This window comes from Nocardia sp. NPDC051911, assembly GCF_040681035.1.
GTDB lineage: Bacteria > Actinomycetota > Actinomycetes > Mycobacteriales > Mycobacteriaceae > Nocardia > Nocardia sichangensis.
Genome location: NZ_JBFAXY010000043.1, coordinates 22,464 through 43,637 on the forward strand (window position 1 = coordinate 22,464; position 21,174 = coordinate 43,637).

General features: G+C 67.1%; 32 protein-coding genes and 1 pseudogene. 4 read left to right on the plus strand and 29 right to left on the minus strand.

Features of this window, described 5'->3' with window-relative positions:
• Nucleotides 1-212: 212 nt before the first annotated feature.
• The 24 genes and pseudogenes from AB0L97_RS34685 to AB0L97_RS34800 form a co-directional block, all read right to left on the minus strand.
• Nucleotides 213-596, minus strand: coding sequence for a hypothetical protein (locus AB0L97_RS34685; protein WP_364438200.1), 384 nt, complete (start codon nucleotides 594-596; stop codon nucleotides 213-215).
• 30 nt (nucleotides 597-626) lie between these two features.
• A complete protein-coding gene (locus tag AB0L97_RS34690) occupies nucleotides 627-824 on the minus strand; it encodes a hypothetical protein (RefSeq protein ID WP_355080298.1) in 198 nt (65 codons plus the stop codon).
• A gap of 17 nt (nucleotides 825-841) precedes the next feature.
• A complete protein-coding gene (locus tag AB0L97_RS34695) occupies nucleotides 842-1,390 on the minus strand; it encodes a DUF4913 domain-containing protein (protein WP_159850625.1) in 549 nt (182 codons plus the stop codon).
• Between the two features lie 32 nt (nucleotides 1,391-1,422).
• Complete coding sequence (locus AB0L97_RS34700; RefSeq protein WP_364438205.1) at nucleotides 1,423-1,707, minus strand: hypothetical protein; 285 nt, start codon at nucleotides 1,705-1,707, stop codon at nucleotides 1,423-1,425.
• A 98-nt stretch (nucleotides 1,708-1,805) separates the two neighbouring features.
• A complete protein-coding gene (locus AB0L97_RS34705; RefSeq protein ID WP_364438208.1) occupies nucleotides 1,806-2,048 on the minus strand; it encodes a hypothetical protein in 243 nt (80 codons plus the stop codon).
• Between the two features lie 178 nt (nucleotides 2,049-2,226).
• A complete protein-coding gene (locus tag AB0L97_RS34710; RefSeq protein ID WP_364438211.1) occupies nucleotides 2,227-3,093 on the minus strand; it encodes a phage Gp37/Gp68 family protein in 867 nt (288 codons plus the stop codon).
• A complete protein-coding gene (locus tag AB0L97_RS34715) occupies nucleotides 3,090-3,458 on the minus strand; it encodes a hypothetical protein (RefSeq protein WP_364438214.1) in 369 nt (122 codons plus the stop codon). Before AB0L97_RS34715 ends, AB0L97_RS34710 begins: the two co-directional genes overlap by 4 nt.
• Nucleotides 3,455-3,898 (minus strand): hypothetical protein, encoded by a 444-nt coding sequence (locus AB0L97_RS34720; protein WP_159850633.1) that lies wholly within the window; start codon nucleotides 3,896-3,898, stop codon nucleotides 3,455-3,457. Before AB0L97_RS34720 ends, AB0L97_RS34715 begins: the two co-directional genes overlap by 4 nt.
• 123 nt (nucleotides 3,899-4,021) lie before the next feature.
• Nucleotides 4,022-4,300 (minus strand): annotated as a pseudogene (locus AB0L97_RS34725) (DNA translocase FtsK); the annotation flags it as partial.
• Between the two features lie 895 nt (nucleotides 4,301-5,195).
• On the minus strand, nucleotides 5,196-5,942 hold the full coding sequence (locus AB0L97_RS34730; protein WP_364438218.1) for a hypothetical protein: 747 nt from the start codon (nucleotides 5,940-5,942) through the stop codon (nucleotides 5,196-5,198).
• A 99-nt stretch (nucleotides 5,943-6,041) separates the two neighbouring features.
• Complete coding sequence (locus AB0L97_RS34735; RefSeq protein ID WP_355080310.1) at nucleotides 6,042-6,557, minus strand: DNA N-6-adenine-methyltransferase; 516 nt, start codon at nucleotides 6,555-6,557, stop codon at nucleotides 6,042-6,044.
• On the minus strand, nucleotides 6,539-6,931 hold the full coding sequence (locus tag AB0L97_RS34740) for a hypothetical protein (protein WP_355080312.1): 393 nt from the start codon (nucleotides 6,929-6,931) through the stop codon (nucleotides 6,539-6,541). The genes AB0L97_RS34735 and AB0L97_RS34740 overlap by 19 nt, the downstream gene beginning before the upstream one ends.
• Nucleotides 6,928-7,209, minus strand: coding sequence for a hypothetical protein (locus tag AB0L97_RS34745; protein WP_355080314.1), 282 nt, complete (start codon nucleotides 7,207-7,209; stop codon nucleotides 6,928-6,930). Before AB0L97_RS34745 ends, AB0L97_RS34740 begins: the two co-directional genes overlap by 4 nt.
• A 46-nt stretch (nucleotides 7,210-7,255) precedes the next feature.
• Nucleotides 7,256-8,113 (minus strand): DUF6551 family protein, encoded by an 858-nt coding sequence (locus AB0L97_RS34750; RefSeq protein ID WP_364438224.1) that lies wholly within the window; start codon nucleotides 8,111-8,113, stop codon nucleotides 7,256-7,258.
• The gene (locus AB0L97_RS34755) at nucleotides 8,100-8,414 is read right to left on the minus strand and encodes a hypothetical protein (protein ID WP_364438227.1); all 315 of its coding nucleotides are present in this window, start codon (nucleotides 8,412-8,414) and stop codon (nucleotides 8,100-8,102) included. The genes AB0L97_RS34750 and AB0L97_RS34755 overlap by 14 nt, the downstream gene beginning before the upstream one ends.
• Nucleotides 8,411-8,758, minus strand: coding sequence for a hypothetical protein (locus tag AB0L97_RS34760; RefSeq protein ID WP_364438230.1), 348 nt, complete (start codon nucleotides 8,756-8,758; stop codon nucleotides 8,411-8,413). The genes AB0L97_RS34755 and AB0L97_RS34760 overlap by 4 nt, the downstream gene beginning before the upstream one ends.
• Nucleotides 8,755-9,321: a WhiB family transcriptional regulator gene (locus AB0L97_RS34765; RefSeq protein WP_364438233.1), complete on the minus strand. Its 567-nt coding sequence runs from the start codon at nucleotides 9,319-9,321 to the stop codon at nucleotides 8,755-8,757. Before AB0L97_RS34765 ends, AB0L97_RS34760 begins: the two co-directional genes overlap by 4 nt.
• Nucleotides 9,322-9,369: 48 nt before the next feature.
• Complete coding sequence (locus AB0L97_RS34770) at nucleotides 9,370-9,639, minus strand: hypothetical protein (RefSeq protein ID WP_364438237.1); 270 nt, start codon at nucleotides 9,637-9,639, stop codon at nucleotides 9,370-9,372.
• A gap of 76 nt (nucleotides 9,640-9,715) precedes the next feature.
• The gene (locus tag AB0L97_RS34775; RefSeq protein ID WP_364438240.1) at nucleotides 9,716-9,979 is read right to left on the minus strand and encodes a hypothetical protein; all 264 of its coding nucleotides are present in this window, start codon (nucleotides 9,977-9,979) and stop codon (nucleotides 9,716-9,718) included.
• Complete coding sequence (locus AB0L97_RS34780; RefSeq protein WP_159850654.1) at nucleotides 9,976-10,302, minus strand: hypothetical protein; 327 nt, start codon at nucleotides 10,300-10,302, stop codon at nucleotides 9,976-9,978. The genes AB0L97_RS34775 and AB0L97_RS34780 overlap by 4 nt, the downstream gene beginning before the upstream one ends.
• Nucleotides 10,303-10,307: 5 nt before the next feature.
• Nucleotides 10,308-10,664, minus strand: coding sequence for a hypothetical protein (locus AB0L97_RS34785; protein WP_364438244.1), 357 nt, complete (start codon nucleotides 10,662-10,664; stop codon nucleotides 10,308-10,310).
• Nucleotides 10,665-10,779: 115 nt separating this feature from the next.
• Nucleotides 10,780-12,504 (minus strand): FtsK/SpoIIIE domain-containing protein, encoded by a 1,725-nt coding sequence (locus AB0L97_RS34790; RefSeq protein WP_364438246.1) that lies wholly within the window; start codon nucleotides 12,502-12,504, stop codon nucleotides 10,780-10,782.
• 1 nt (nucleotide 12,505) lies between these two features.
• Nucleotides 12,506-12,865 carry a hypothetical protein gene (locus tag AB0L97_RS34795; protein ID WP_355080330.1) on the minus strand — a complete coding sequence of 120 codons (360 nt, stop codon included), beginning with the start codon at nucleotides 12,863-12,865 and terminating at the stop codon, nucleotides 12,506-12,508.
• 11 nt (nucleotides 12,866-12,876) lie between these two features.
• Entirely contained in the window at nucleotides 12,877-13,395 is a 519-nt protein-coding gene (locus tag AB0L97_RS34800; RefSeq protein ID WP_364438250.1) for a hypothetical protein, read from the minus strand.
• 448 nt (nucleotides 13,396-13,843) lie between these two features.
• On the opposite strand from AB0L97_RS34800, the gene AB0L97_RS34805 reads away from it, so the two are divergent.
• On the plus strand, nucleotides 13,844-14,668 hold the full coding sequence (locus AB0L97_RS34805; protein WP_364438253.1) for a GntR family transcriptional regulator: 825 nt from the start codon (nucleotides 13,844-13,846) through the stop codon (nucleotides 14,666-14,668).
• Between the two features lie 123 nt (nucleotides 14,669-14,791).
• On the opposite strand, the gene AB0L97_RS34810 is transcribed toward AB0L97_RS34805, so the two are convergent.
• Complete coding sequence (locus AB0L97_RS34810; protein WP_364438256.1) at nucleotides 14,792-16,168, minus strand: HEPN domain-containing protein; 1,377 nt, start codon at nucleotides 16,166-16,168, stop codon at nucleotides 14,792-14,794.
• Between the two features lie 187 nt (nucleotides 16,169-16,355).
• Between AB0L97_RS34810 and AB0L97_RS34815 the strand changes: the two genes are divergently transcribed.
• The 3 genes from AB0L97_RS34815 to AB0L97_RS34825 all read left to right on the plus strand — a co-directional run bounded on the left by AB0L97_RS34815 (nucleotide 16,356) and on the right by AB0L97_RS34825 (nucleotide 18,365).
• A complete protein-coding gene (locus AB0L97_RS34815) occupies nucleotides 16,356-17,267 on the plus strand; it encodes an aminoglycoside phosphotransferase family protein (protein ID WP_364438259.1) in 912 nt (303 codons plus the stop codon).
• A gap of 320 nt (nucleotides 17,268-17,587) precedes the next feature.
• Nucleotides 17,588-17,932 (plus strand): hypothetical protein, encoded by a 345-nt coding sequence (locus tag AB0L97_RS34820; protein ID WP_364438262.1) that lies wholly within the window; start codon nucleotides 17,588-17,590, stop codon nucleotides 17,930-17,932.
• Between the two features lie 124 nt (nucleotides 17,933-18,056).
• Nucleotides 18,057-18,365 carry a hypothetical protein gene (locus tag AB0L97_RS34825; RefSeq protein WP_364438265.1) on the plus strand — a complete coding sequence of 103 codons (309 nt, stop codon included), beginning with the start codon at nucleotides 18,057-18,059 and terminating at the stop codon, nucleotides 18,363-18,365.
• Between the two features lie 29 nt (nucleotides 18,366-18,394).
• Here the strand turns inward: AB0L97_RS34825 and AB0L97_RS34830 are convergent, their stop codons facing one another.
• The 4 genes from AB0L97_RS34830 to AB0L97_RS34845 form a co-directional block, all read right to left on the minus strand.
• Nucleotides 18,395-19,732, minus strand: a complete 1,338-nt coding sequence (locus tag AB0L97_RS34830; RefSeq protein ID WP_364438268.1) for a helix-turn-helix transcriptional regulator — start codon at nucleotides 19,730-19,732, stop codon at nucleotides 18,395-18,397.
• 14 nt (nucleotides 19,733-19,746) lie between these two features.
• Nucleotides 19,747-20,154 (minus strand): hypothetical protein, encoded by a 408-nt coding sequence (locus AB0L97_RS34835; protein WP_195133485.1) that lies wholly within the window; start codon nucleotides 20,152-20,154, stop codon nucleotides 19,747-19,749.
• Nucleotides 20,151-20,426 (minus strand): hypothetical protein, encoded by a 276-nt coding sequence (locus AB0L97_RS34840; protein WP_159850991.1) that lies wholly within the window; start codon nucleotides 20,424-20,426, stop codon nucleotides 20,151-20,153. Before AB0L97_RS34840 ends, AB0L97_RS34835 begins: the two co-directional genes overlap by 4 nt.
• A gap of 80 nt (nucleotides 20,427-20,506) precedes the next feature.
• Entirely contained in the window at nucleotides 20,507-21,028 is a 522-nt protein-coding gene (locus tag AB0L97_RS34845) for a hypothetical protein (RefSeq protein ID WP_364438272.1), read from the minus strand.
• Between the last annotated feature and the right edge of the window lie 146 nt (nucleotides 21,029-21,174).

The following is a 21,174-nucleotide window of genomic DNA, read 5'->3' on the forward strand; positions in this document are numbered from 1 at the left end:
GGATCGCGCCATCGTCAGAAGGCATTCCAGCCGTGGGTGTAGCCGAGCGCATACCCAGCCGCCGCGCCGACGACAGCGACAGCCGCCGCGGTGGCCGGGCGAATGCGGATCCGCCGCGCGCGCCGGGCGGGCGGCCAACTCGGCGCACACAACGGGCACGTGGGGTTCGGCTTCACGACGTGGTCTGTCGAATTTGCCGGGAAAGGCATCGGTCAGTCCTCCTCGAACTCGTCGCTGTCCAGCTGGTAGCAGGCCGCACGCCAGATCTGCGCCGCCGCTTCGTAGCCCTGCTGCGCCTTCAGCCGCGAAAACAGATCGGGGAAAGCGTGCTCGATCGGCTGGTCGTCGCCCTCGGTGGCGATCAGCTCGGCCAGCGTGTAGGGATCGGTCGGCACCGGAGGTAGTGCGGACACACCGTCAGGGGTCGGTGACCAGGTGACGGTGGTTCCCTGCACGTGCGCGGTGTTGACGAAGTCGCTGGTGAGCGACCAGGTTGCATGCTCGGCCTGGTGCGCGAACGCGAATCCGAGGTGCACGTCCGGCAGTCCGGGACGGTGCACGGTGGTGACGTACGGATAGTCGGTGGTGGTGGTCATTTTGAATCCTTCAATGGTGACCGGGTCCGCCTATCGCTCGCGGGGGCTGATTTCCGGTATGCGGGGCTCAGGTGATCGCCCTTGGCGAACTCGCAGAGCTCGGTACCATTCGTCGCGCGCCAGCTGCTTGGCCTTCGCCTCCTTGGCGAGTTCGGCGATGCGCTGCATGCGAGCATCGATGCGGGCCATCCGCTTCTCGTGCCCTCGCATGAATTTCTCGTGATCCATCACTGGTTTCCTTCTCTTCAGGCCACGGTGAGCGTGGCGGTGGTGGTCGGAGGACCGGCGAAAAGCCCGTCTGGGGCTTTGTCGATGCGACTGGGCAGGGGCTTGAGCATGTCTTTGTGCCCGTGGCGGACGCTGCAAAATTTGAATGGGCCCCTCGGGTCGAACATCTCCCGCATGTGCGGGTCGATGTGGTGGAGTGCGAAATCGCTCATCTCCAGCGGGCCGCCGGTGGCGCGGACATGCTCGTAGCCCTGCCACAACAGGCCGAATTTCCAGAGGGCCTCGGCGTGCTGCCACCACTCGGGGCACCACACGACCTCGTTGATGTCGGTGACTTGCCGTGCGTGGCGCTTGGCAAGAAAGTCGTCGACGAACCGCCCCAGCGACGGGAACGTCGGTGTGAATCGGATGCCACGCAGGATCTCGGCCAGATCCTGCACGGCCAGCGCCGGTTCCGTCTCCCAGACGGGAGCTTCGGGAGCGTGGTAGCGATCGATGCGGGCCTGGGCGGCGCGCACCACCGCCTCGAGGTGGTTGGCGACAAGATCCTGGCTGGTGATGGGCATGGTGGTCTCTCCTTCTTCAGCTGCGTTGTGGGTCACCGCTCGCGGCTGTGGGAGCGCTGCTGCGCGCGAGCGCGTTCTTGCTGCCGCCGCACGTGCAGGCGGCGGCAGCGCTCGGCTTCGAGCTGCTCAGCGTGGGTGAGTGCGCGAACGCTGACGGCGGAGATTTCACCGGCGCGCTCCGCGACCTTCGCGGCGGCCAGTCGCGTATCCAGCTCCTGGCGGCTGTAGACGCTGATCGCGGTTCCCAATTTCCAGGCCGGGTTGTTCTCGTACCCCTGCTCGGTGGGGGTGATGCTCAGAACGTATTTCGCGGTCATGGTTCGCCTTTTCGGATTGGTGACCGGTGCCGCCCTCTGCCCCATCGCAGCGGGGCGGCACCGGGGTCTGGGTGGTTAGGTGCGTGACGCGGTGCCGTTCATCGGCTTCTCACGATGTCGGCGCGGGTGCGCTGCTCACGCGCCGCGACCCGAGACCGACGGGTCCGGGCACTGGCGGCCGGGTCGTCGCCACGGGTCGGGGCCGGTGGCAGATCCGCCACTTCGAGCAGCTGGGCGATCAGCTCGCGGTTGCGTTTGATCATGGCCGGGGCTTGGGCGACCAGCTTCCGGTTGCGCTCGAGGATTTCCGGAGTCAACTCGATGTTGGTGGGATCCTGCATGGGGTGGCGCCCCTTTCCGTTCGGGAGTGATGGGGCGGATCGGGCATGTTCACGATGTCCGTTCCGCCACAACCCACTCTAGCAGTTTAAACTGTTATCAGTCTAGAAATTGGTCTGTGTGTTTTCGGTGGAGCCGGGTCCGCAGCGGGTTCACGCCGCTGCGGACCCTGAGACCCCCTCAGCGACTGGGCATCTCGTCCCAGGTCCGCCCGTCCAGCAACCGGCCGCCGGCCTTCGGGCGGACGCCCCCGACCTGCTTGAAGAACAGGCTGACGCGACGCTGCACACAGCGGTCCCGCAGGTCACGCACCCAGTCGAGATCCAGCGGCCGGAACCTGTGTCCGGATTCGCCGCCGACGATCACCCAGTCGATGTCGGCGAGGTCCAGGCTGGGCAGTGGCCCCAGCAGCGGCTCGCACGACAGGAACCGGATCGCGGCCGGGGTCCGCCGCAGTTCGTCTGCGCGCCAGCAGTAGTCGTCCGATTCGATCGATGTCCCGATCCACACGTTCGGCAGCGGAGCTGGGATTTCACCACGCAGCCGCTGACGAGGATCGGCCCACCGCATCGCCGCATCCACGTCCTCGACCGGCAATCGGCCGTCGAACTGATCCAGGATCTTGTGGATGGCGTCGGTGATCTCGGCATAGAAGGCGGGGTCGGTCAACAATGTGGCCAGGCGCTTGGAGCGCTTGGTCAGGATCTGATACTGATGCCGAGGCGTCAGCGCCATCACAGCCCAGATCGACGCCTGCGCCCAACGCGGAACACGGGCATGGGCGATGTCGGACATGCTGTTGACGAAGACCAGGCGCGCCGACCGCCACCGCAACGGCTCGGTCATCGCGTCCTCGTGAACTGCGACACCGAATCCTGGGCCACTGGTTCGCGGATCGCCGTCTTTCTGGTACTTGGCCGCGCCCATCGCTTTGAGCCGCCTGGCCATCTTCAGCGCATAGCAGTTGTCGCATCCGGCGCTGATCCGATCGCAGCCGGTGACCGGATTCCAGGTGACCTCGGTCCACTCGATGCTCGTGGAAGTCATTCCGACCCCCGCGCTTGTGTGGTAGCTGCTGTTGTGCACGTGCTCGTACTGGGGGTGTGGATGGCCCAGTCGACGGGTTTGCCGTGCTCGGTGGCGTAGGCGATTTCGGCGCGGGTGGATTCGCCGTGGTACCGGGTGTGGTCGGTGACGACGACGATGCGGTCGGCGAGGTCGATCTTGCGGCGGTGCAGCTCGTCGAGCGCGGCCTTGGCGGTGCTGTCCTGATCGCCGGCGTCGACGACGACGAACGGGGCGAGCACGATCTCTCCGCGGCCGGTGAGTTCGGCAGCGGTCACCAGCATCAGGTCGAAGAACCGCATGCTGCCGCACAGCGTGACCACGGGCGGACGGTTGCTACTGGTCACGACGCTGCCTCCTCTCCGTTCAGGGCGCGAACCAGTCCGGCGAGCATCTGCCGCGCTTCTCCCACGTCACCGTCGTGAAGAAACGCATCGGCTTCGAGCAGCTGGCAGACGATCGCACCGGCAGTGCTTCGCGCGATCGGAGCAGCGCCGATCAGCCGCCGCGCCTCCCCGATCCGCTCGTTCACCACACGCATCACCCGTTCCCGTTTCGCCCTCCGGTCGGCCATCTCGCTCTTGGCGGCGACGTAGGCCTTCGACGGCCTTCCACCAGCGGTTCGGTCGGGATGCGACCGCAGCCGGGCGTTGTCCTGCGCGCTCTGCGAAATGATCGACTGGCGAATGCTGAGGAGTGTGTGCAGCCAACGGACGCGGTTCTCCTTCCTGCGAAGCACCGCGTATTGCGTTCCGATGCCGCGGCTGTCGCGCAGATCGGCGTTCACCAGGCGGTCGAAATTTCGGTCGCAATGCCACACTGCGGGTAGCAGCTGCAGGACCTCAGCCATGGGACACCTCCAGAAGATCGGCGGCGTATCGGCGGATGACGATCGAGGCGGATCCGATGGTCATCGGTCGCCGCCGTCCTGTTCGCTGGCACGCAGATCGGCCAGCAGCGAATCCAGGTCTTCGGCACGCACATGTACCTCGCGCGCTGCGGTCCCTTCAGGTTTCGGGCCGACGATGCCGGCCTGCTCCATCAGATCCAGCAGGCGTGCGGCCTTGGCGAACCCGATCCGCATCCGGCGTTGCAGCATCGACACCGCACCGAACTGCGACCGGACCACGAGATCGACCGCGCGCAGGAACATGTCGCGGTCGTCGCCGATCTCGTCGGCGTCGAGGTCGACGATGTCGACCTGGGCGTGTTGCTCGATGCGCTCGGCCTCGGCCGCGGCGACGATGTCAGGCAGGCGGCGGTCCCATCCGGCGGACCATTCCCGGCGGTCGTCGCGGTCGCGGTCGAGGAGCTGGCGCGGCATCATCAGGCCGAGAAAGCTTTCCCCGCAGCGGATCAGCAGGGCGCGGCTGGCCGAGTGCGCCTCGATGTCGAGTGCCTGGCCGTAGGCGTTGGACGCGGCGCTGAAGCGCGCCAGCATCTCACCCCCGACCGACATGTCCGTGAGCTGTGTGGCATCGCTGCCGTGCTGGCGGGCGATGAGGCCGGGGATGGTGCACAGAGTGCCGCCATCGGTGGGCATGCGCGGCACGGTCAGTGCGTGTCCGTCGATCAGGCCGGAGCAGTCGGTGATGGTGATCCTGTCCTTGGTGATGTCCAGGCGCAGCTCGAATTCCGGGGTGTCGCTCTTCTCCTTGCCCGCGGTGAAGATCTGCAGGATGTTCTTGATGTCGGAGGGTGCGATGTCGACGGTGCACGGGTACTGCCCGGGTTCGTCGGCGCTGTCCAAGACCGACGCGATGGCCAGGCCGGCGGTGAACATGTCGGTCGCTGTGACAACGATGTTCTGCCGGTCGACGGCGAGTCGGATGCGGTGGATGGGCGGGATCTCGCTGTCGGTGCAAGCGTGCACGCGCACAGCGTTGAGGGCGTGGCGGAGGTCGGTGGTGCCGACTTTGACGGTGGTCATGATTCGGTCCGATCGAGGTCGATGATGTCGGTGATGTGTTCAGGCCACGCCTCGGCGCTTCCGCAGTCGCTGCAGGCGATCGAGATTCCGGTGTCGGTGTCGACTTCGTCGAGTTGTGCGCCGCACAGGCACCTCAGCGTGGTGATCCTGCGCATCAAACGGCCGCCTGCTCGAGCAGCGGGAGGTCGGGGAATTCGTGCAGGGTCAGCGGAACGCCTTCGGCGAGCTCGGTGCGCCACTGGAACAGCCACTCGTCCATCGAGCTGCCGTCCTCCCATGCGCCGACGAGGTTGCGGGCGGCGCGGTCGGCCGCGGCCGGGTCGACACGGTGCAGGACCGACAGAAGGTAGACCAGGCCGTATCCGGTGACGTGACGGCCGAGGAGCGCTGCCCGCAGATGGTCATCGACGGTGCGGGCCAGATCGGGGTGGTCGGCGCGCAGGGACTTCGTCACTGTGGTGATGAAGTCGTAGCGGTCGGTGAACTTGAGCTCCTGGTCGATCTCGGTGGCCAGAAGTGAGAGCGCGGGCCGGGATTCGTCGCCCACCCACTCCGGCCACGGCCAGCTGGTGTCGTCTTCGGCCATCAGCCGGTCGCTGACCGCGCGAACTTGCTGTGCCTGCTCGGCGGTGAGGTCGGAGGCGTGGGTGAGTGTGGCCCAGTCGATGGGCAGTTTCTCCAGCTCGGTGGCGTAGCGGCGCAGGTCCAGCCATCCGGAGCGAGTGACCAGCAGCCCGGTGGGGATGTGGGTCAGTGAACGGCCGTGGTCGGCGAAGGTGAGGGTGCCGTCCTGGCGGGCGGTGAGCGTGGGCGCGATCGCGAAATGCGCGGTCACCTGCTCGGCGGTGATGGTGATCGGGGAACCGTCGCTCCACCGGATCTCGAGACTGATCAGAGCCATTTCTTCCTCCTGGTTGGGTTTTCTTCCGGGGTTGGGGGATTTATGCGGCGGTGGTCGCGCGCGCCGGTGTGGCGAATCGTTCGATGTCCGTCTGCAGGCTCATGGCGCCTCCCTGAGCCGGACGAACCTGCCCGCCAACCCGCAGGTCGCCAACCGGGAGGCATCGAGGGCTCCGTAGGCGACCAGGCAAGATGGCGCGCCGGCGTTTCCGGCTGCTCGGGAGCCGTCGGGCAGGTAGAAGTGCAGGCGTCCGTGCAGGAACAACACAGCGGTCGCGCGTTCCCACACGGCGTTGATGAACCAGCGGGTCTCGGTGCGCGCGAACACGATCGCGGCTCCCTGGCCGTGCTCGGCGAGCTTGGACAGCCAGCGGTCGACGGCGGCGTAGGGCGGGTTCAGCCAGACCCGCCCGGTCCAGTCGGCGGCGAGGCCGTCGTCCGGTGGGGCGATGTGCTGGCGTGCGGTATCCCATGGCCGGTCGATGGCTGCGCACGGGTCGAGGTCGAAAGGGCCGAGCGCTGTGAGGATCCCCGGCGGGGTGAGCCACACATTCGACCCGGCGCGGGTCGAATGGTGGCCACCGATGCTGGTCAGGGTCATGATTCCGCTGGCCACTGCGCGAGGATGCGCTGGACGTTGGCGTCGACACGGGCGCCGAGGATGATCTGGTCGGCCTCGGTGATGACCACCCGCGGCCGGTCGCGGTGCCCGCAGGGGTTGGTCCAGGTCTGGACGCGGCCGCGCCAGCGCGGGACGCCGCGGGGTTCGCCGCAGCGGGGGCAGCCGGTGGAGATATCGACGGTGCGCAGCGGACCCCACGCGCCGAACAACCACCAGGGGCCGCCGACGCGGTCGCGGAGGGTGACACAACGCAGGGATCCGGGCTCGAGGGCCTCGGTCTGGGCGTGGCGGGCCATGGTGTCGGGTTCGCGGCGCGCGGCGGCGGCCTCACGCCGAACCCAGCGGCGGAACCGGTACATCGCGATCATCGGTTGTTGTCCTTCCTGTGCTGCTCGGCGGGGCCGTTGATGCGGCGCAGCTCGAGCAAGGCGGTGTGCATCTGGGTGTGGAGGGTGTGCGCGTGGTGGATTTCGTCGGTTCCCCAGCTCGGGGTCGGGGTCATCTCGCCGCAGCTGCACGACCCGCTGAACAGCTGACGGCCGGTGGTGTCGGTCTCTCGCGGCGCCAGCTGCAGCCGGTGGTGCTGCCGGGTGGGCGCGGCCGCCGAAGCCATACGCGAATGACGTTGGCGGTGCAGTGATTTCACGGATTCCTCCTTGGGTGCGGATTCCCTGGACGACATGGGGTGGAGGTCAGCGGCGCAGTTCGTCGCGGTTGAGCTTCGGGCCGCGCGAGGAGTTGTAGGCGCCGATCATCACCAGGGCGACGAGCGCACCGTTCTGGCCTTTCTCGGTCTCCTTCAGCGCCATCGCGCGGGCCTTGACCTGGCGGGGCGCGAGGTCGACGAGGACCTCGCCGAAGCGGTCGTGGTCGAGCTGCTGCTCGTAGCTGCGCAGGATGAGGGCCACGCCGGCGACCAGCGGGGCGTCGACGGCGTCGAGGCGGCGGCCCCAGACATCGATGATCAGCCGCAAGGTGTTGCCCAGCAGCAGCTTCCCGCCGGTGCGGTATATCCGCTCGAGGGTGCTGGTGCAGCGGACGACGCCGTCCGTGGCGGCCTCGGCGACGGTCAGCCCGACCTCGCCGACGATGTCCTCGATGGCGGCGACGGTCGGGTCCGCGGCCGCGCGGCGCGAGCGCCACCGGTCCCACGTGGTCAATCGCCGCGTCTTGGCGTCGATTTCGTGGAACAGCCGAGCCTCGTCTGCCACGGTCAGACCGGTGTGGACGTTGGCGACCAGGGCCATGTCCGGGTCGATCAGGCGGGCGGCTGCGGCGCGGTGCTGGCCGTTGATCACCGCGTAGCGGGCCAGGGATCCAGCGCCGCGATCAGCGACGTCGAGAACGCCGACGAGGCGGCGATCCCATGTCTTGGCCATCGCGCGGGCCCGGGGCTTGTCGAGCTCGCGCTGATAGCTGGCGTCGACGAACATCTCGGCCACGGAGATCGCCGAGATGTAGACCTCCGGCACCGACGCGTCGACGGATGAGGAATAGAGGGAGTCGGATCGGTCCAGGACCGCGGTGGCGGTGGTGTCAGAGGTGGTCATGATCGGTCTCGGTCTCATCGTCGATGGGAAGGTTCGTGGTCAGTACGTCGGCGAACCAGTCGCTGTTGTGGGCGATCGCCTCGCGGATGGCGTCGTTGACGGCCTCGGCCGTCGCCGGTTTGCGGATGTGCACGCGCATCCCATCGGGATGGGAGTCGGTGAGGATGTAGCGGTCACCGTGGTCGACGACAGCGATGCTGATCTCGCCGAGCTTCGGGGTCGATCGGTGACCGCCGCGGCCGAGTTCGGCACGGCCGCGGGCGAGCAGCTGCTCGATGCGGGGGGAGTAGGCGCTGGTCACGGCAGGACCTCCGTGCTGGTGTCGAAGGCCGCGACGGCGGTGTCGAGCTGACCGGCGATGCGGCGCTGGAACGCGAGCAAGTCGAACGCGAGATCCTCGTCGTCACCGGCGTTTGCGATGTCGTCGAGCGCGCAGGCGAGGTTGGCGGCGGCGCTGTGGGCGCGGTGTGCGGCCTCCAGTGCCCTGCTGATCGAGCCCGCCTCGACCGCGGCGGCCAGGCGCAAGGCGGCGGTGAACAGCGCGCCGGCGTCGGCGGCCGCGAGCTCGGGCAGCGTGGTGGACTCGGGGCGGGCCACGATCTGGTCTTGCGGCGCGGCGCCGTCGATGTTGGTGTTGGTGTTCATGCCACGGCGTCCGCGTCGTCGAGGGTGATGGCGAGAATGCGGCGGGCGATCGTCTTGTGCACGTTCTGCCAGCCGTCCTCTTTTTTGGCGAGCTTGCAGATCGTGGAGACTCCGACACCGGCGCTGGCGGCAAGGCTGCGCGCGCTGCGTCCGGCGTCCAGCAGGGTGTTGATGTGGCGGTGAAGATCTTCGACCGGGGTAAAGCCCCTGCAGTCCTCGCAGGTGGTGAACTTGGTGCGGGTGGCGAACACCGTGCCGCACTCGGTGCAGCGGACCTTGGGCGCTCGGCGGGGCCCGAATCCCAGCTCTTCCTCCAGCTCGGCGCGCTCGTCGGCGTTGGAGGTGCGGTATCCGCCGGCGACGGCGTACTGCTCGTTGGTGCGGACCGCGATCATGCCGCAGATCTCGCGGACAGGGCAGCCCCGGCAGATCCTTTTGGCTTCGGTGGCGGGGTCGTCCGAGGAGATCGGGAACCACAGGTCGGGGTCGGGATGGCCGGCGCAGGCCGCCTTATCGCGCCAGTCGGTGCTGGGGGCGGCGGCATCGAGATCGGTGATGGTCATGACTGTGTGGGCCTTTCGGGTCGTGAGATGTGGTGATCGCCGCGTGGGTCAGCGGGGGACGCGGCCGGTGCCGACGAGGGCGCGCAGCTGCTCGGGCAGGCGCTCGCGCACGGCGTCGATCAGGGTCTGCGGGGTGATGGGCAGGTCGCTGGTGTCGAGCACCTCGAGGTAGAGGGCGCTACCGGCGCAGTCGACGCGGGTCGCCTTCTGGATCAGGGTTTCGAGGTCGTCGAGCTCGGCCAGCAGCGTCAGCAGCTGGTGGGCGCTGGCGGCGATCTTCTCGGCGAGTGCGACCTCGGTGGAGGTGGTGATTCGCATCGGGACGTCCTGTCTGTGATGAGATGATCTGAGGGACGTCCCAGCCAGGTTCACGCTGGCTGGGGCGTCCCTTTGTTCAGAAGGTGGAGTAGTTGCGTGCCGGGACGAGCACGCCTTCGTCGATGAGCAGTGCCATGGCGGCGGCTTTGATCCGGCAGATCCGGGGGGCGTTACCGGGGCATTCCAGGTGCTGGCGGGTGATGGCCTTGGCCTCGTCGACGCTCAGCCCCCGGCCGGTGTCCTCGCACGACCAGTTCGTGATCGTCATGTCCTGGCCGCGGATCGGTCCGGTGACGACGAGCCCAGCCCACATGTCGTGGGAACCCAGCCGATCGTTCATCGCGAGAACCCCGCCCACACGCCGCGTTCGATGTGCGGGGCGGTAATCGTCAGCTCGGTGACGTTGCCTGCCAACGCCTTCAGCTGTGGCCGAGCGGCCGGGCCGGCGCGGTGGCAGGCGCGTGGGGCGCCATAACGCTCGATCTCCGCAGCTGAGGTCAGACGCTCCATGTCGGGAGCGTTGACGTGCATCGACTCCCGATCCAGCGCGTCTTCCAGCTGCCGCTCCAGCTCGGCGAGTTTCCGGTCGCGATCCGCCAGCGCGGCCCGCAGACGCGCGAGCTCGTCGTCACGGTGACGGCGGAACGGGTGCAGGATCGTCATGGCGTTCACCGCACCGTTTCGGCCGGGTACCACGGCCCGGTGCTGATCTCGTTGCCGCGGATGACGACCTCGCGAACCATCAGCTGCGGCTGGTAGTCCTGGGGGCCGTAGTCGTCGATGGCCTGGGCGGTCATGTCGAACATCTCGTCGGCGGCGCGGGCGCGGTCGTGGAAGACGGTCGGGGTGGTGTGGTTCGGGGAGGCGAGGCGGGTGGAGACCTTGCGCCACCAGCGGCCGTTGGGCAGTTTGATCGCGTACTGGTGGGTGGTCGACGAGATGGCGGTCAGGGTGTCGATCAGGGCCTGCTCGGCGGCGGTCGGCGGCGCGAGCAGGCTGCGGGCGAGATCGAAGGTGAGGGTCATGATTTGCCTTCCTGAACTGGTTTTTTTCTCTGGTCGCCCACCCGTTGGGGGTGGGAGTTCAAGGCGGAACCGATATTTAACAGTCTAGACTGTTAACGGTCCAATTGTGTGGATTTCAGGCGAACCCGTCGGCAGCGTCGGCGTCGTCGGTGTCGTCGCTGCGGTCGTCGTCGCCGAGCTCGTCGAAGTCGATGCCGTCGAGCGGCTCGTCGGCGCTCTCGCGCTTGTCGCGCTGCTGGTCCTCGGCCAGGGCGTCACCGATCTTCTTGCTCAATTCCTCGGCCTCGGCGTCGATCTCGGCCAGCAGCAACCCCGTGACGTTGGGAATCTCGCCGTCACCGCGGCGACGACGCGCGGAGTCGATCGACACCACCGGCTTGCCCCCTGCGGCGCGCTGCCCACCGACCGCGGCGGCCTGGGCGGCGGCTTCCTGCACATGCGGGTGCGGGTACGGCGGGTAGGTCTGCGCGGCCCAGGCCAGGTTCTCGTCGGAGACGAAGTAGGCGCGCACACGCACGATCTGGGAGCTGGAGTCGTCGAAGACGTAGGCGATGCCGGCGCTGCCCTTGTCGGGGATGTTGGTGTTGTCGGCGCCACGCTCGGCGGCGTGGTGATCGCCGTAGACCATGACCATCTGCTCCGGCGAGCTCAGGCGCATGCCGATCCGGATCTGGAACAGATCCCGCAGCATGTCGAGGATCTTCTTGTTCGCCAGCTGCGTGTACCCGGAGATGGAGACGCCCAGGGCGCGACCCAGCCGCGCGATCGACACCAGCACCCGCAGGAAGTCGGTGCGGGTCTTCGGGTCGTCGAGCAGCTCGGCGATCTCGTCGATGATCAGGTGATACATCGGGGCGCCGGTGGTGATGACGTGCTTGGACAGGCCCAGGGCCTCCATCTCGCGGCCGCGTTCCTCGATCACCGTCCAGCGCAGCCACTCCAGCATCTGCCCGCTCGAGCCCGCATCGGTCGCGGTGCGATGCAGCAGCCCCTTCATCCGCGCGGCCTCGACACCGAACTTCATGTCGATCATCAAGTTCACGAGCAGGCCGTCACGGGCGGCGGGAGCGGTCGCCATCAGCAGCGACGCCACGAACCCGGACTTGCCGGATCCGGGCAGGCCGACGCCGAGGATGTTGCGTTCGAACAGCGGCACGAGCCAGTGCTCGCCGTCCTCGCGCATGCCGGGGTTGAGCTTCTTCAGGTCGACCGGCTCGGCGGGGACCGGAACGGGCACCAGCTCCTTGATCGGATCGAAGTAGCGCACGTCCAGGCAGATCACACGCCCCCGTGAGCCGACCACGCGAGCGGCGTCGGCGTCGAGGGCGACCGCGATGCGCTTGAGCTTCTCCTCGTAGTGGCGGCGCTCCTGGCCGTCGCTCATGCGCAGCCGCAGCCGCAACCCCACCGGCACGGAGATGATGCCGCGGTCGGGCGGGTAGGAGCTCTGCGACGGCACCAGCTGCGGCCACTCCCCCGGATCGCCGTTCGCCGGATCGGGCAACCGACCCAAACCGAGTGCGGCCCACTTCTTCACCGCATCCCAGGGGGTGGACAGGATCTGCACCGTCTCCTGGACGTCTTCGGGGAAATCGGTGACCCAGTCCGCCCAGTCCCGGGCAGCAACCCGCTCGGCGCGGGTCACCTGGGTCTTGGCCGACCACCGCGACCACACGGCGCGCGCGCCGAGCGCACCCGCCCCGGCCAGCAGCGGCGTGACACCGACCGACCCTGGCACACCCAGGTTTTCGGCCGTCTTGTACACGGTCGCGATCGTCATGAATCCGATCCCGGTCCCCAGCAGGGCGACGGGAGCGATGAACTCCGGTTCGATGTCCATCTCAAGCCACTTCCTCGGTGGTGTCAGCGGCGGTGAGGTACCGCCATTGGATTCGGGTAACGAGGCTGTCGGGGCGGCAGCCTCGGTGGGTGGAGCAGAAGAAGGCGACGAACTCGGCCGGCGTCATCTCCGGGAAGCCCTCGGCCACGAGATCGGCCTGGCTGATCGCGGCCAGCGGTTCGCGGCTGATCGCGGTGATCTCGACTTGAGCGATGCGCACCAGCGGCTCACCGGCCTTGCGGCCCATCACCTTCCGGCACAGGGTGAGCTGGTCACCGACGCGCGCCATGCGCCAGCCCATCCGCCGTGTCACGGTCTTCTGCCGGGCGATCACTTGGGGTTCGGTCAGGCTGACCGACATGAGCCGCGCCATTACGCGGCCTGCTTCCGGGTCAGCCGCAGCTCGATCTCTTCGATCCGATCCGGGCTCCAGGCGACCCGAGCCTTGCCGGCACCGAGCTCTGCGGCCAGGCGCTGCGCGCGGCGGTCCCAGTCCTGCGGGGTCTGGCCGGTCAGCATCCGCACCCGCCACACGAGCTCACCGCCCTCGCGGCTGCTCGACACCAACTTCGGCACCAACTGCTCACCGAGGCGGCTCCGGGTGAGACCGGCCTGTTCGACCGCGCGTGCCCACCGGCGCCGCCGCATGCCGCGACCGGACGAGACGCTCAGCGCCAGCAGCGCGACCGACGTCGTGGCCACCGCCGCCCCGGCCGCGACCGGGGTGGCGGCTTCCACGACCTGATCAGCCCAGCCCGCTGGCCACATCGGACGAGTGCAGATCCCCAACCCGACCGGGACACCGACCAGCACGAATGCGGTCGTGCACCACGACGACGCCTTGGTCGCGCGGCGTGAAGATCTCGGTGCGGAGGAACGTTTCGGAGCCATGTCCTCACCGTCTTCCTGCGCGGCGGCGTGTCGGGAGTTGGCAGGGGTTAACAGCCCCTGCGCTGGCGGCGGCGAATCGGTGGCAGAACAACGCGATCTCACCCACTGCCCAGCGATCTGAATTGATCAGTTGAGAGCGCAGAGCATTCGAGTCGACGATGTTCGAGCCGCTGACGCCTGTCCGCGCATGCACTGGTTCGGGCGATGATTCGCCCGGTTTCCAGGAAATTTCGGGCCGAGTCTGAAAGTTCATCGAGCACCCCTCCAAAGGGGGAGATCCGGGTCACATAATGTTCAGATCGTATCAACTGATCTATTCAGATGTAACTCTTGAACATTCCCCAGATTGTTGGTACAAGCGCCTCGATCTGCGCTGTCGCCCGCTGATCGGTTCGGACTGATAGCGTTTGGTTGCTCACAAGCGCAGATCAGAGAGGGCTCAGCCGGGATGACTGAATCGACCAGTAGCGAGGGCCGGCGGTGGCAGATCGCGCGTGAGCTCAGGACCGAGATCGAGTCGGGCCGGCTTCGGCCGGGTGAGAAGCTGCCGTCTTCCCGCGCCCTCGCCGAGCGATGGGGAGTCAGCATCGGGACGGTCAACCTGGCGATGGATCAGCTCGGGCACGAGGGGCTCATCCACACCCGCCCCCGGTCGGGGCGTGTGGTCGCCGACCGAGCCGCGGCAGCTGGTGACCGGCCGCGAACGGCGCAGTCGCGGGTCGTGTACGTCGGCGGCTATGCCGGGAGCGGGAAAACGGAGGTCGGCCGGGTTCTGGCGCGAGAGACCAGGTGGGCGATCCTCGACAAGGAAGTACTCACCCGCAGCGTGGTGGACGCGGCACTCGTCCAGCTCGGTAGCACGATCGCCGATCGGGAATCCGCGCTCTACCGCGAGGTCATCGAGCCTGCCGAGTACCAGTGTTTGGCGGCCGCGGTGAGCGAGAACATCGCCTACGGGGTGAGTGTCATCGCCATCGCACCGTTTCTCGAGCAGTTCGCCAACCGCGCCTGGTTCGAGCGCCAAGCCGCCTCGCTGGCCGAACAGGGAGCCGACATGTCGGTGATCTGGGTTGCCAGCAGCACCGAGGTGATGCGGACTCACCTCGAGCGCCGCGCGGCCGCCAAGGACACCTGGAAGCTGGGCCACTGGGATCAATACCTCGCCGGCGTCGACGCCCAGTTCGCTCCGGCCTGGCCCCACACCGTCATCGGCAACAACCTCAATGACGAGCCGATCCAAGCCCAGGTGAAGACCTTCCTCAGCCGCCTCTAGAAGCAACCACGAACCAGCAGGCCCGGAGCAACGCTTCGGGCCTGCTGTCGTTGCACCTACTCTGCCGGGGTCGGCAATCGAGGAGGCTTCAATAGATCATTCCGGCGGGTTGATCCGGCCGGGCTAGAGAGGTGTCCAGTCAGCATCTCGGGCGATCTGAGCTGTGTTTACAAGGTGGGATTGGAAGTCTTCATTGCTCAAGAAGCTATTCCTGATCAGATCTCGGGGGAATCCGGCCTTGTCGAGGAGGACGATGCGGAGCAGCCAGGGAACAGAAAGGGAGATCGCCGCCCATCGAAGGATGCGGGTTTCGCGCTGCTCTGCCGCCTTGAGTGGTAGATGATGGGCGAGCTGGTTGCGAGCCCGCACGAGGTGATCGGCGTAGCCGGGCAGCGAGACGAACAGCTCTGGCAGCACCTCCTCGGCGAGGGCTACAAACTCGCGCGCGCGTTGCGCAAAGGTCAGCTCGTGGAAGTGGCCAAGGGCCTCCCCCAGTATCCGACGTCCTGCCTCGGGGTCCTCGACACCTTCCTTCTGAAGCGCGGCCCTGCCAGCATCCTTGGCTGCAGCGATCACTCGTTCGCGTGCTTTCCCTGATAGAGAGAGCTGGTTGCGATCGTTCGTCCGACGGTGCAGGCCCTCCACGATCGAGGCCGCTGTAAGAAGCTGAACCTGGACAGCGCCGTTGGGAGGAGAGATCACTCCCCACTCCAGTCCGTCAAAGCTTTCTGAGATCGGGATCCAGCGCGCAAGCCTGGCGACAGTCACTTCGGACCACGGCAAAAGTTGAGACGCTTTCCAGGAAAGCGTCTCACGCAGCCGGGCACTGACAACGTCCACCCAGACATCGCTGCCTTCCGGACGGACCTGAGCCCGCACAACCGATGGCTGGACACGAGTTGCCAATGCCGCCAACGAAAGACACCCTGAAACCCCCGCATTGACGACCTCTTGCAGGACGCCAGGTCGCTGAGGCTGATACCGGAGCCATGCAGTGTCTTCGTCGATGTCGACAACCAGGCACGAGTTCTCCGGGACCGTATCCGCTAAATCCGTTTGGGCAGCATAGGGGATTCCGCGCATCTGGAACCGCATATTGTCGTAGAGCTGCTTCGGCCCAGGCAGATGAGCCCCGAGGATGACGAATCGGCACCCATAACGCTGCTCTACAAATTCGAAAGCGGGATCGGATCCGCCTTGGGCGTAGAGGGCGGTCACGGCTGTACCGTCCTCCAGTTCACCATGAAGAGTCATCGGCTGGTATGCCGCGACATCCTCCTTTATGAATCGGGATGCCGCCACTGACTCGTAATGCTCGGAACTGTCAGTAATTTCAGGTTTGGTCACGATCGGGCTGGACAGTCGTAGATCCGGCTTCTGCGAGCGTATAAGGAACAACCGCCCCCGCGCTTTTCGAAATGGTGTCTCGGGATGCCAGAACATTCCCTCGGACTCGTCATCCGGACCTTTCAGACTTCCTGCCATCGTCACGTCCGTCACATCGGCGCAGGCAACCACTGCCGTTACTGGGCGTGGCACATCTGACCTGGCCTCTCAGATGAGACCACCGAGCATTCGACGGGCATGACCACCTCAGGGGATGCCACATCTAGCCCCTCCCAGGAGCGCACCGGCCGCAGTGATCCGACATTCGGCGTCATCCGGCCTGTCGCCTAGCCTGGACGTCGTGGCTCGCTCATCGGCATCCGCGTTCCTGCCCGACATGGTCGACAAAGTGCTGATCTCAGCGTGCCGGGCAGCCGGGCTGGATCCCGCCGATGCGGTCATGCTGCGGCTGGGAGAGAACATGCTCTACCAGCTGGCCTCAGCGCCGGTCGTTGTCCGCATCGCCCGCAACATGCAGCATTGGGACGACGCTGCCAAGGAGGTCGCGGTCGCGAACTGGCTTGCTGTCCAGCGATTCCCCGCCGCGCAGACCTACAGCACCGGTGAGCGAAGCCAGCCCATCGAGATCGACGGACATCCCGTCACGTTCTGGCGGTTGATCCCGGGGCGAGCAGCCGACCTCGACGAAACCGGCATCCTCGGCGATCTGCTGCACCAGCTGCACCAACTCGACCGGCCGGCCGGGCTGACGCTCCCCGCCGTGCAGGCATTCGGGCACGTTCCGGCGCGGCTGGCCACCGCGCCGATCCCAGCCACAGATGCCGATTTCTTGCGGCACCGAGTACGCGAGCTGGAGCAGGAACTGGAGGCGCTGACCTTCCAGCTGCCGGTGACCGCGCTGCACGGCGATGCCCACGTGAAGAACGTCATGATCACCGACGACGGCCAGGCGGTGCTGATCGATCTCGAGGCATTCGCGTTCGGGCCGGCGGAATGGGATCTGGCCAAGACTGCGGCCGAAGCGTCGATGGGAATGCTCTCCGAACAGGCCTACGCCGCGTTCGCGGGTAGCTACGGCTACGACATCACCACCTGGTCCGGATGGCCGGTCCTGCAAGCCATTCAGCAGGTGAAGATGGTCAGCTGGTTGTCACAGAACGTCGATCACTCCGCGCGCGTCCGCGGCGAATACGACAAGCGGATCCGCACACTGCGCACCGGCCGACTGACCGAACCCTGGCGTGGTCTCTGACCGTCTGGATGATCAGGGACACCAACCGTCAGCCGCGGACCCACCAGTGCTGGATCCGCGGCCACTTAAGGACACAACACCGGACACGTGGCATTCGTCCTCAGCGACGGGAGACGTCTCGGTTGGGGAAGAGCCTGTCGTAGTCGTCGTAGGGACGGAGAGCAACCGGGAACGCCGCGCCGGCGCCGGACAACCACTACGACTCCACGTACCACGCCGCCACACCCCCACTTCCGCGCGCAGTGACACGCATGTCAGACCCTGCGGACACAATCACCCGTATCTGCACCCCGAAACCATCTCACCGACAGGGGGATTCGATGATCACCACCCACCCCGCCGACCCCACCCTCGTAACCATCCTCGTCACCGCCTTCATCGTGCTCCTCATCGCAGGCTCCATCGGCGCTGTCCTCGACGCCATCGCCCGCCGTGCCTACGCCGACGCCGACACCCACTTCATCGGCGACTGGCAACCCACCTCCGAATACTTCACCTCCAAAGCCCGCGGCGACCGCTACGACCGCTACTCCACCCCGCCGATGATCATCACCCTCGCCGCCGTGCTCACCTGCCTGGTCACCGGAGCTCTACTCGCCAACCAAGCCATCGACATCACCCTGCTCCCGGGCCCACCAACCACCACCCAACCCACACCCCACTGACACCACCCCACCGCGCTGCCCACCCCACCACCCGCCCGCCGACATCAACAGCCAGGCACACCAACTGGGCGACGCGCAGGCCGCACCGTTTGCGCGATGCGGATCGGCGGACAAGGCTGGATGTGTGGGGCGTGATGACGCTCGCGGTGCGGTGTACGCCGATATCGCCGAAGCGTTCGACGCGGTGCTGTCGAGCGCCGAGCACGAACGCGCCGAACGCGGTGAAGTGCCGTGGCTGGATGAGGTGATCTCCGAACTCGCCTCGATCACCACCCAGGCCCACGATCTGGTCGTGCTGCACGCGGTCGGCGGCATCATCGCCCAGCGCGGCAACTACTCGATGGCGGACCTGGCCGCGCTCACCGACGCCGACCCGGCAGCGGTGCGCCGCGTGCTGGCCGAGCTGCGCGCGCGCCGCTTCGGCATCCGCTGAGCCGCTCCCTCACTGGCCGGGCCCGCCCCTCAGCGCGTCACTGCCACGATCGCGGGGTGGTGGGTGTGCATGAGGTCGACGAACTCGACGAGCGCGGGATGGCGTGAGCAGCTGGCGGGCAGCCGGTTGTAGAAGTCGTGCAGGTAGCTCAGATAGCGCGCTGACCGCAGGTCACCGCCATTGACGACGGCGGCCGCGGCCAGTGCCCCGGCGTCCTCCCAGTCACCAGCGGCCAGCGACGCTTCGGCCGAGACCATCTGGATGAACGCCCGGGTCCGGGGTGGGGTGGCGTCGGTGAGGGCGTCGCTGACGAAGGTGCGGGTCTGGGGTACGAGTTGCAGATCGCGCCAGCAGTGGCTGGCGTCGCCGGCGAGTTCGGCTGGGTCGTAGTAGCCGATCCAGGTCGGTTCGTCGCCGTGGCGGCGTTCGAACAGCTGCTCGGCGCGGTGGATCGCGGCCGCGGTGCCCTTGCGATCGGCCAGGCTGGCCAGCCCGCGCGCCTCCATCATCACGCACATGGCCTCGACGCTGGGCGTGCCGTGTCCCCGCAGAGCCGACTGCGCCGCCCGCGCGTACATGACCGCGTCGTCGAAGCGGTGGACGAAATTGCTTTGATGAGACAGGTTGGCCAGCAGCCGGGCGCCCATCCGCATGTCCCCGGCTTCCTCGGCGAGGCGAAGGCCCTGGATGAAGTATCTGATCGCGGCGGGGTGGCGTCCGGCGTCGTAGGCGCTCCAGCCCAGCAGCTGAACGACTTCGGCGGCAGCGGAGAAGATCTCGCGGCGTACCCGCTGCGGATGCACGGCGTGCAGCTCGGGCACGACCTGGGTGCGGAAGAACTGCAGCAGTGTGCGCCGCACGTGCCCACCGCCGCGGGCGAAGTCCATCGACATCATCGTCGAGACCGTGTCTCGGATCCGGGTGGCGATCGCGACCCCGTGTACCGGACCGTCCGGCTCCACCGTCAAGGTGGGCGATTGCGCGAACAGGTACCCGGTCACGACCTGGGAGGCGCCCATGCTGGTGATCGCTCCCGCGGTGACCAGGGCCGGATCGTTGCCGCTGTCGCTGTCGGCCAACCCGTCGAGCACGGTGATCGCGGCGGCGACGTCGCGCTGATACTCACGTCCTCGAGCGAGCGGGTCGCCGGCGTACGGCAGATGCAGCACCGTCGCCAGCAGCCTGGAGTACAGGTCGTCGGGTACGACGTGGCCGTTCTCCCACCGCGACACCGACGTCTTCAGCGAGGCCGGGGTCATCAGGTGGACGCCGTCGCGGTCGGCGGCCTCGATCAAGGCCGCGACGAGGATCGGGATCGACCATCCCCTCGCATTCCGGGCTGCCCGGATGTCCTCGCCTCGCATCATGCCGCTGGTTCGTTCTATGGGATGGTGTCGGTCAGCGTGCCCGAGTCGATGTCGAGCAGCACGTCGGAGCGGTCGGTGAGCACATGCCAGCGACGCGAGAGGCATTCGCGCACAGCGTGCGCCGCCGACAACAATGCGTCGGCGTTCGACTTCCCCGCCAGCAAGGTGCCGATGTCACCGGCGGAGGCCTCGTCGCAGGCGGCCACCAGCGTGTGTGGCATGCCCACCAGGGCGGCGAGGATGTCGTGCTGGTCGGACGGAATCAGCGCGTAAGCGGCGGTCAGCACGGCGGCGGGTACGACGATGGTGTTGCCCGACTCGACGGTCGCCCAGGTGATGGCGTGGGGATACGGGTCGCGGCGGCACCAGCCGCGCACAGCGGCCAGGTCGAGCACGACCCCGGACAGGGCCGTTGCGCTCATGCGGCGCCGGCAGCAGGGTGTTCGTCAGACGACAGTGGCGGCAGGCCCAACAGCTCACGGCCGCGGTTGATCATCTCCAGCGGCGGTCGGCCGCCGTACACAGATTCGATGGTGGCCAGGGACTTCTGCCGATCGACAGCTGCCTGGATCGACTCTGCGACGAACGCGCTCACCGACTCGATCGTGCCGCCGTCGCGCCAGTTGTCGAGAGTGGCCGCGACCTCTTCGGGCACGGTCACAGTCACTTTGCGGGTCTGCCGCTTCCTCGCCATACCCAAATGCTACTCCGGTATGCACATGTGATGGATGCCCTGGCTGCGATGTCCGAAAGTCGGACCCCTGTTCGACAGAGTTATCCAGCGATAGCCCGACGGACAGGCGGCTTACCACGCCCTTGCTCGCCCAAAGATCGGAGGAGGCTCTCCACGGCGAGCAGGTGTTCATCGGCCGCTTGCAGCACTTCGAGGTCATCGTCCCCCTCGACCGCAGCTACAAGATTCCGCAACTCGACGCGCAGGTCGAACGCTTTCTCCTGCAGCGCACCCGCGAGGTCGTCGTCATTCGCCAGTGTGGGCGGCTCCATCTCCTCAAGCTCCTCGCCTTCGTCGATGTCCAGAGGTTCCACGTCAAGGGCTTCGGAGGCGACCGGCTCGACGTAGCACACCGACTGCAACTGCAACTGTGGGCGGCGCGGGAAGACCGCGTAGGCCCGTGCCCAATACAGCAGTGTGTGCAATGACGGCGCCGGGTCCATCCGGCGCATGACCTCCAGGCAAACCAGGCGGCGGCTCGCATCCGGCCGCTGGCGATGCAGCTGCGCCATCAGCGTCAGTGCCGCCGTACGAACGTCATCGGACCACTTACCACGACTCACGCGAGCTCCCTTCGTCCGGAGGGATTGTGCGCGACGATTCGAGCTATGTAGCGGTCCCGCGCCGCGCTGCCTCAGCGTGAACCGCCAACCACCGCCAGACAGCAGCGTTCTTTACCGCGGTAAAGAACGCCAGTTCGCGGCAGCCG

Bases quoted from the DNA above. Each gene is read 5' to 3' on its own strand.
- AB0L97_RS34795 (WP_355080330.1), bottom strand. From the start codon at position 12,865: ATGTCGGTCAGCCTGACCGAACCCCAAGTGATCGCCCGGCAGAAGACC.
- AB0L97_RS34820 (WP_364438262.1), top strand. From the start codon at position 17,588: ATGATCACCACCCACCCCGCCGACCCCACCCTCGTAACCATCCTCGTC.
- AB0L97_RS34730 (WP_364438218.1), bottom strand. From the start codon at position 5,942: ATGGCTCTGATCAGTCTCGAGATCCGGTGGAGCGACGGTTCCCCGATC.
- AB0L97_RS34830 (WP_364438268.1), bottom strand. From the start codon at position 19,732: ATGATGCGAGGCGAGGACATCCGGGCAGCCCGGAATGCGAGGGGATGG.
- AB0L97_RS34765 (WP_364438233.1), bottom strand. From the start codon at position 9,321: ATGACCATCACCGATCTCGATGCCGCCGCCCCCAGCACCGACTGGCGC.
- AB0L97_RS34785 (WP_364438244.1), bottom strand. From the start codon at position 10,664: ATGACCCTCACCTTCGATCTCGCCCGCAGCCTGCTCGCGCCGCCGACC.
- AB0L97_RS34685 (WP_364438200.1), bottom strand. From the start codon at position 596: ATGACCACCACCACCGACTATCCGTACGTCACCACCGTGCACCGTCCC.
- AB0L97_RS34740 (WP_355080312.1), bottom strand. From the start codon at position 6,931: ATGATCGCGATGTACCGGTTCCGCCGCTGGGTTCGGCGTGAGGCCGCC.
- AB0L97_RS34780 (WP_159850654.1), bottom strand. From the start codon at position 10,302: ATGACGATCCTGCACCCGTTCCGCCGTCACCGTGACGACGAGCTCGCG.
- AB0L97_RS34770 (WP_364438237.1), bottom strand. From the start codon at position 9,639: ATGCGAATCACCACCTCCACCGAGGTCGCACTCGCCGAGAAGATCGCC.
- AB0L97_RS34695 (WP_159850625.1), bottom strand. From the start codon at position 1,390: ATGCCCATCACCAGCCAGGATCTTGTCGCCAACCACCTCGAGGCGGTG.
- AB0L97_RS34775 (WP_364438240.1), bottom strand. From the start codon at position 9,979: ATGAACGATCGGCTGGGTTCCCACGACATGTGGGCTGGGCTCGTCGTC.
- AB0L97_RS34790 (WP_364438246.1), bottom strand. From the start codon at position 12,504: ATGGACATCGAACCGGAGTTCATCGCTCCCGTCGCCCTGCTGGGGACC.
- AB0L97_RS34840 (WP_159850991.1), bottom strand. From the start codon at position 20,426: ATGGCGAGGAAGCGGCAGACCCGCAAAGTGACTGTGACCGTGCCCGAA.
- AB0L97_RS34705 (WP_364438208.1), bottom strand. From the start codon at position 2,048: ATGCAGGATCCCACCAACATCGAGTTGACTCCGGAAATCCTCGAGCGC.
- AB0L97_RS34700 (WP_364438205.1), bottom strand. From the start codon at position 1,707: ATGACCGCGAAATACGTTCTGAGCATCACCCCCACCGAGCAGGGGTAC.
- AB0L97_RS34760 (WP_364438230.1), bottom strand. From the start codon at position 8,758: ATGAACACCAACACCAACATCGACGGCGCCGCGCCGCAAGACCAGATC.
- AB0L97_RS34750 (WP_364438224.1), bottom strand. From the start codon at position 8,113: ATGACCACCTCTGACACCACCGCCACCGCGGTCCTGGACCGATCCGAC.
- AB0L97_RS34835 (WP_195133485.1), bottom strand. From the start codon at position 20,154: ATGAGCGCAACGGCCCTGTCCGGGGTCGTGCTCGACCTGGCCGCTGTG.
- AB0L97_RS34710 (WP_364438211.1), bottom strand. From the start codon at position 3,093: ATGACTTCCACGAGCATCGAGTGGACCGAGGTCACCTGGAATCCGGTC.
- AB0L97_RS34805 (WP_364438253.1), top strand. From the start codon at position 13,844: ATGACTGAATCGACCAGTAGCGAGGGCCGGCGGTGGCAGATCGCGCGT.
- AB0L97_RS34800 (WP_364438250.1), bottom strand. From the start codon at position 13,395: ATGGCTCCGAAACGTTCCTCCGCACCGAGATCTTCACGCCGCGCGACC.
- AB0L97_RS34690 (WP_355080298.1), bottom strand. From the start codon at position 824: ATGGATCACGAGAAATTCATGCGAGGGCACGAGAAGCGGATGGCCCGC.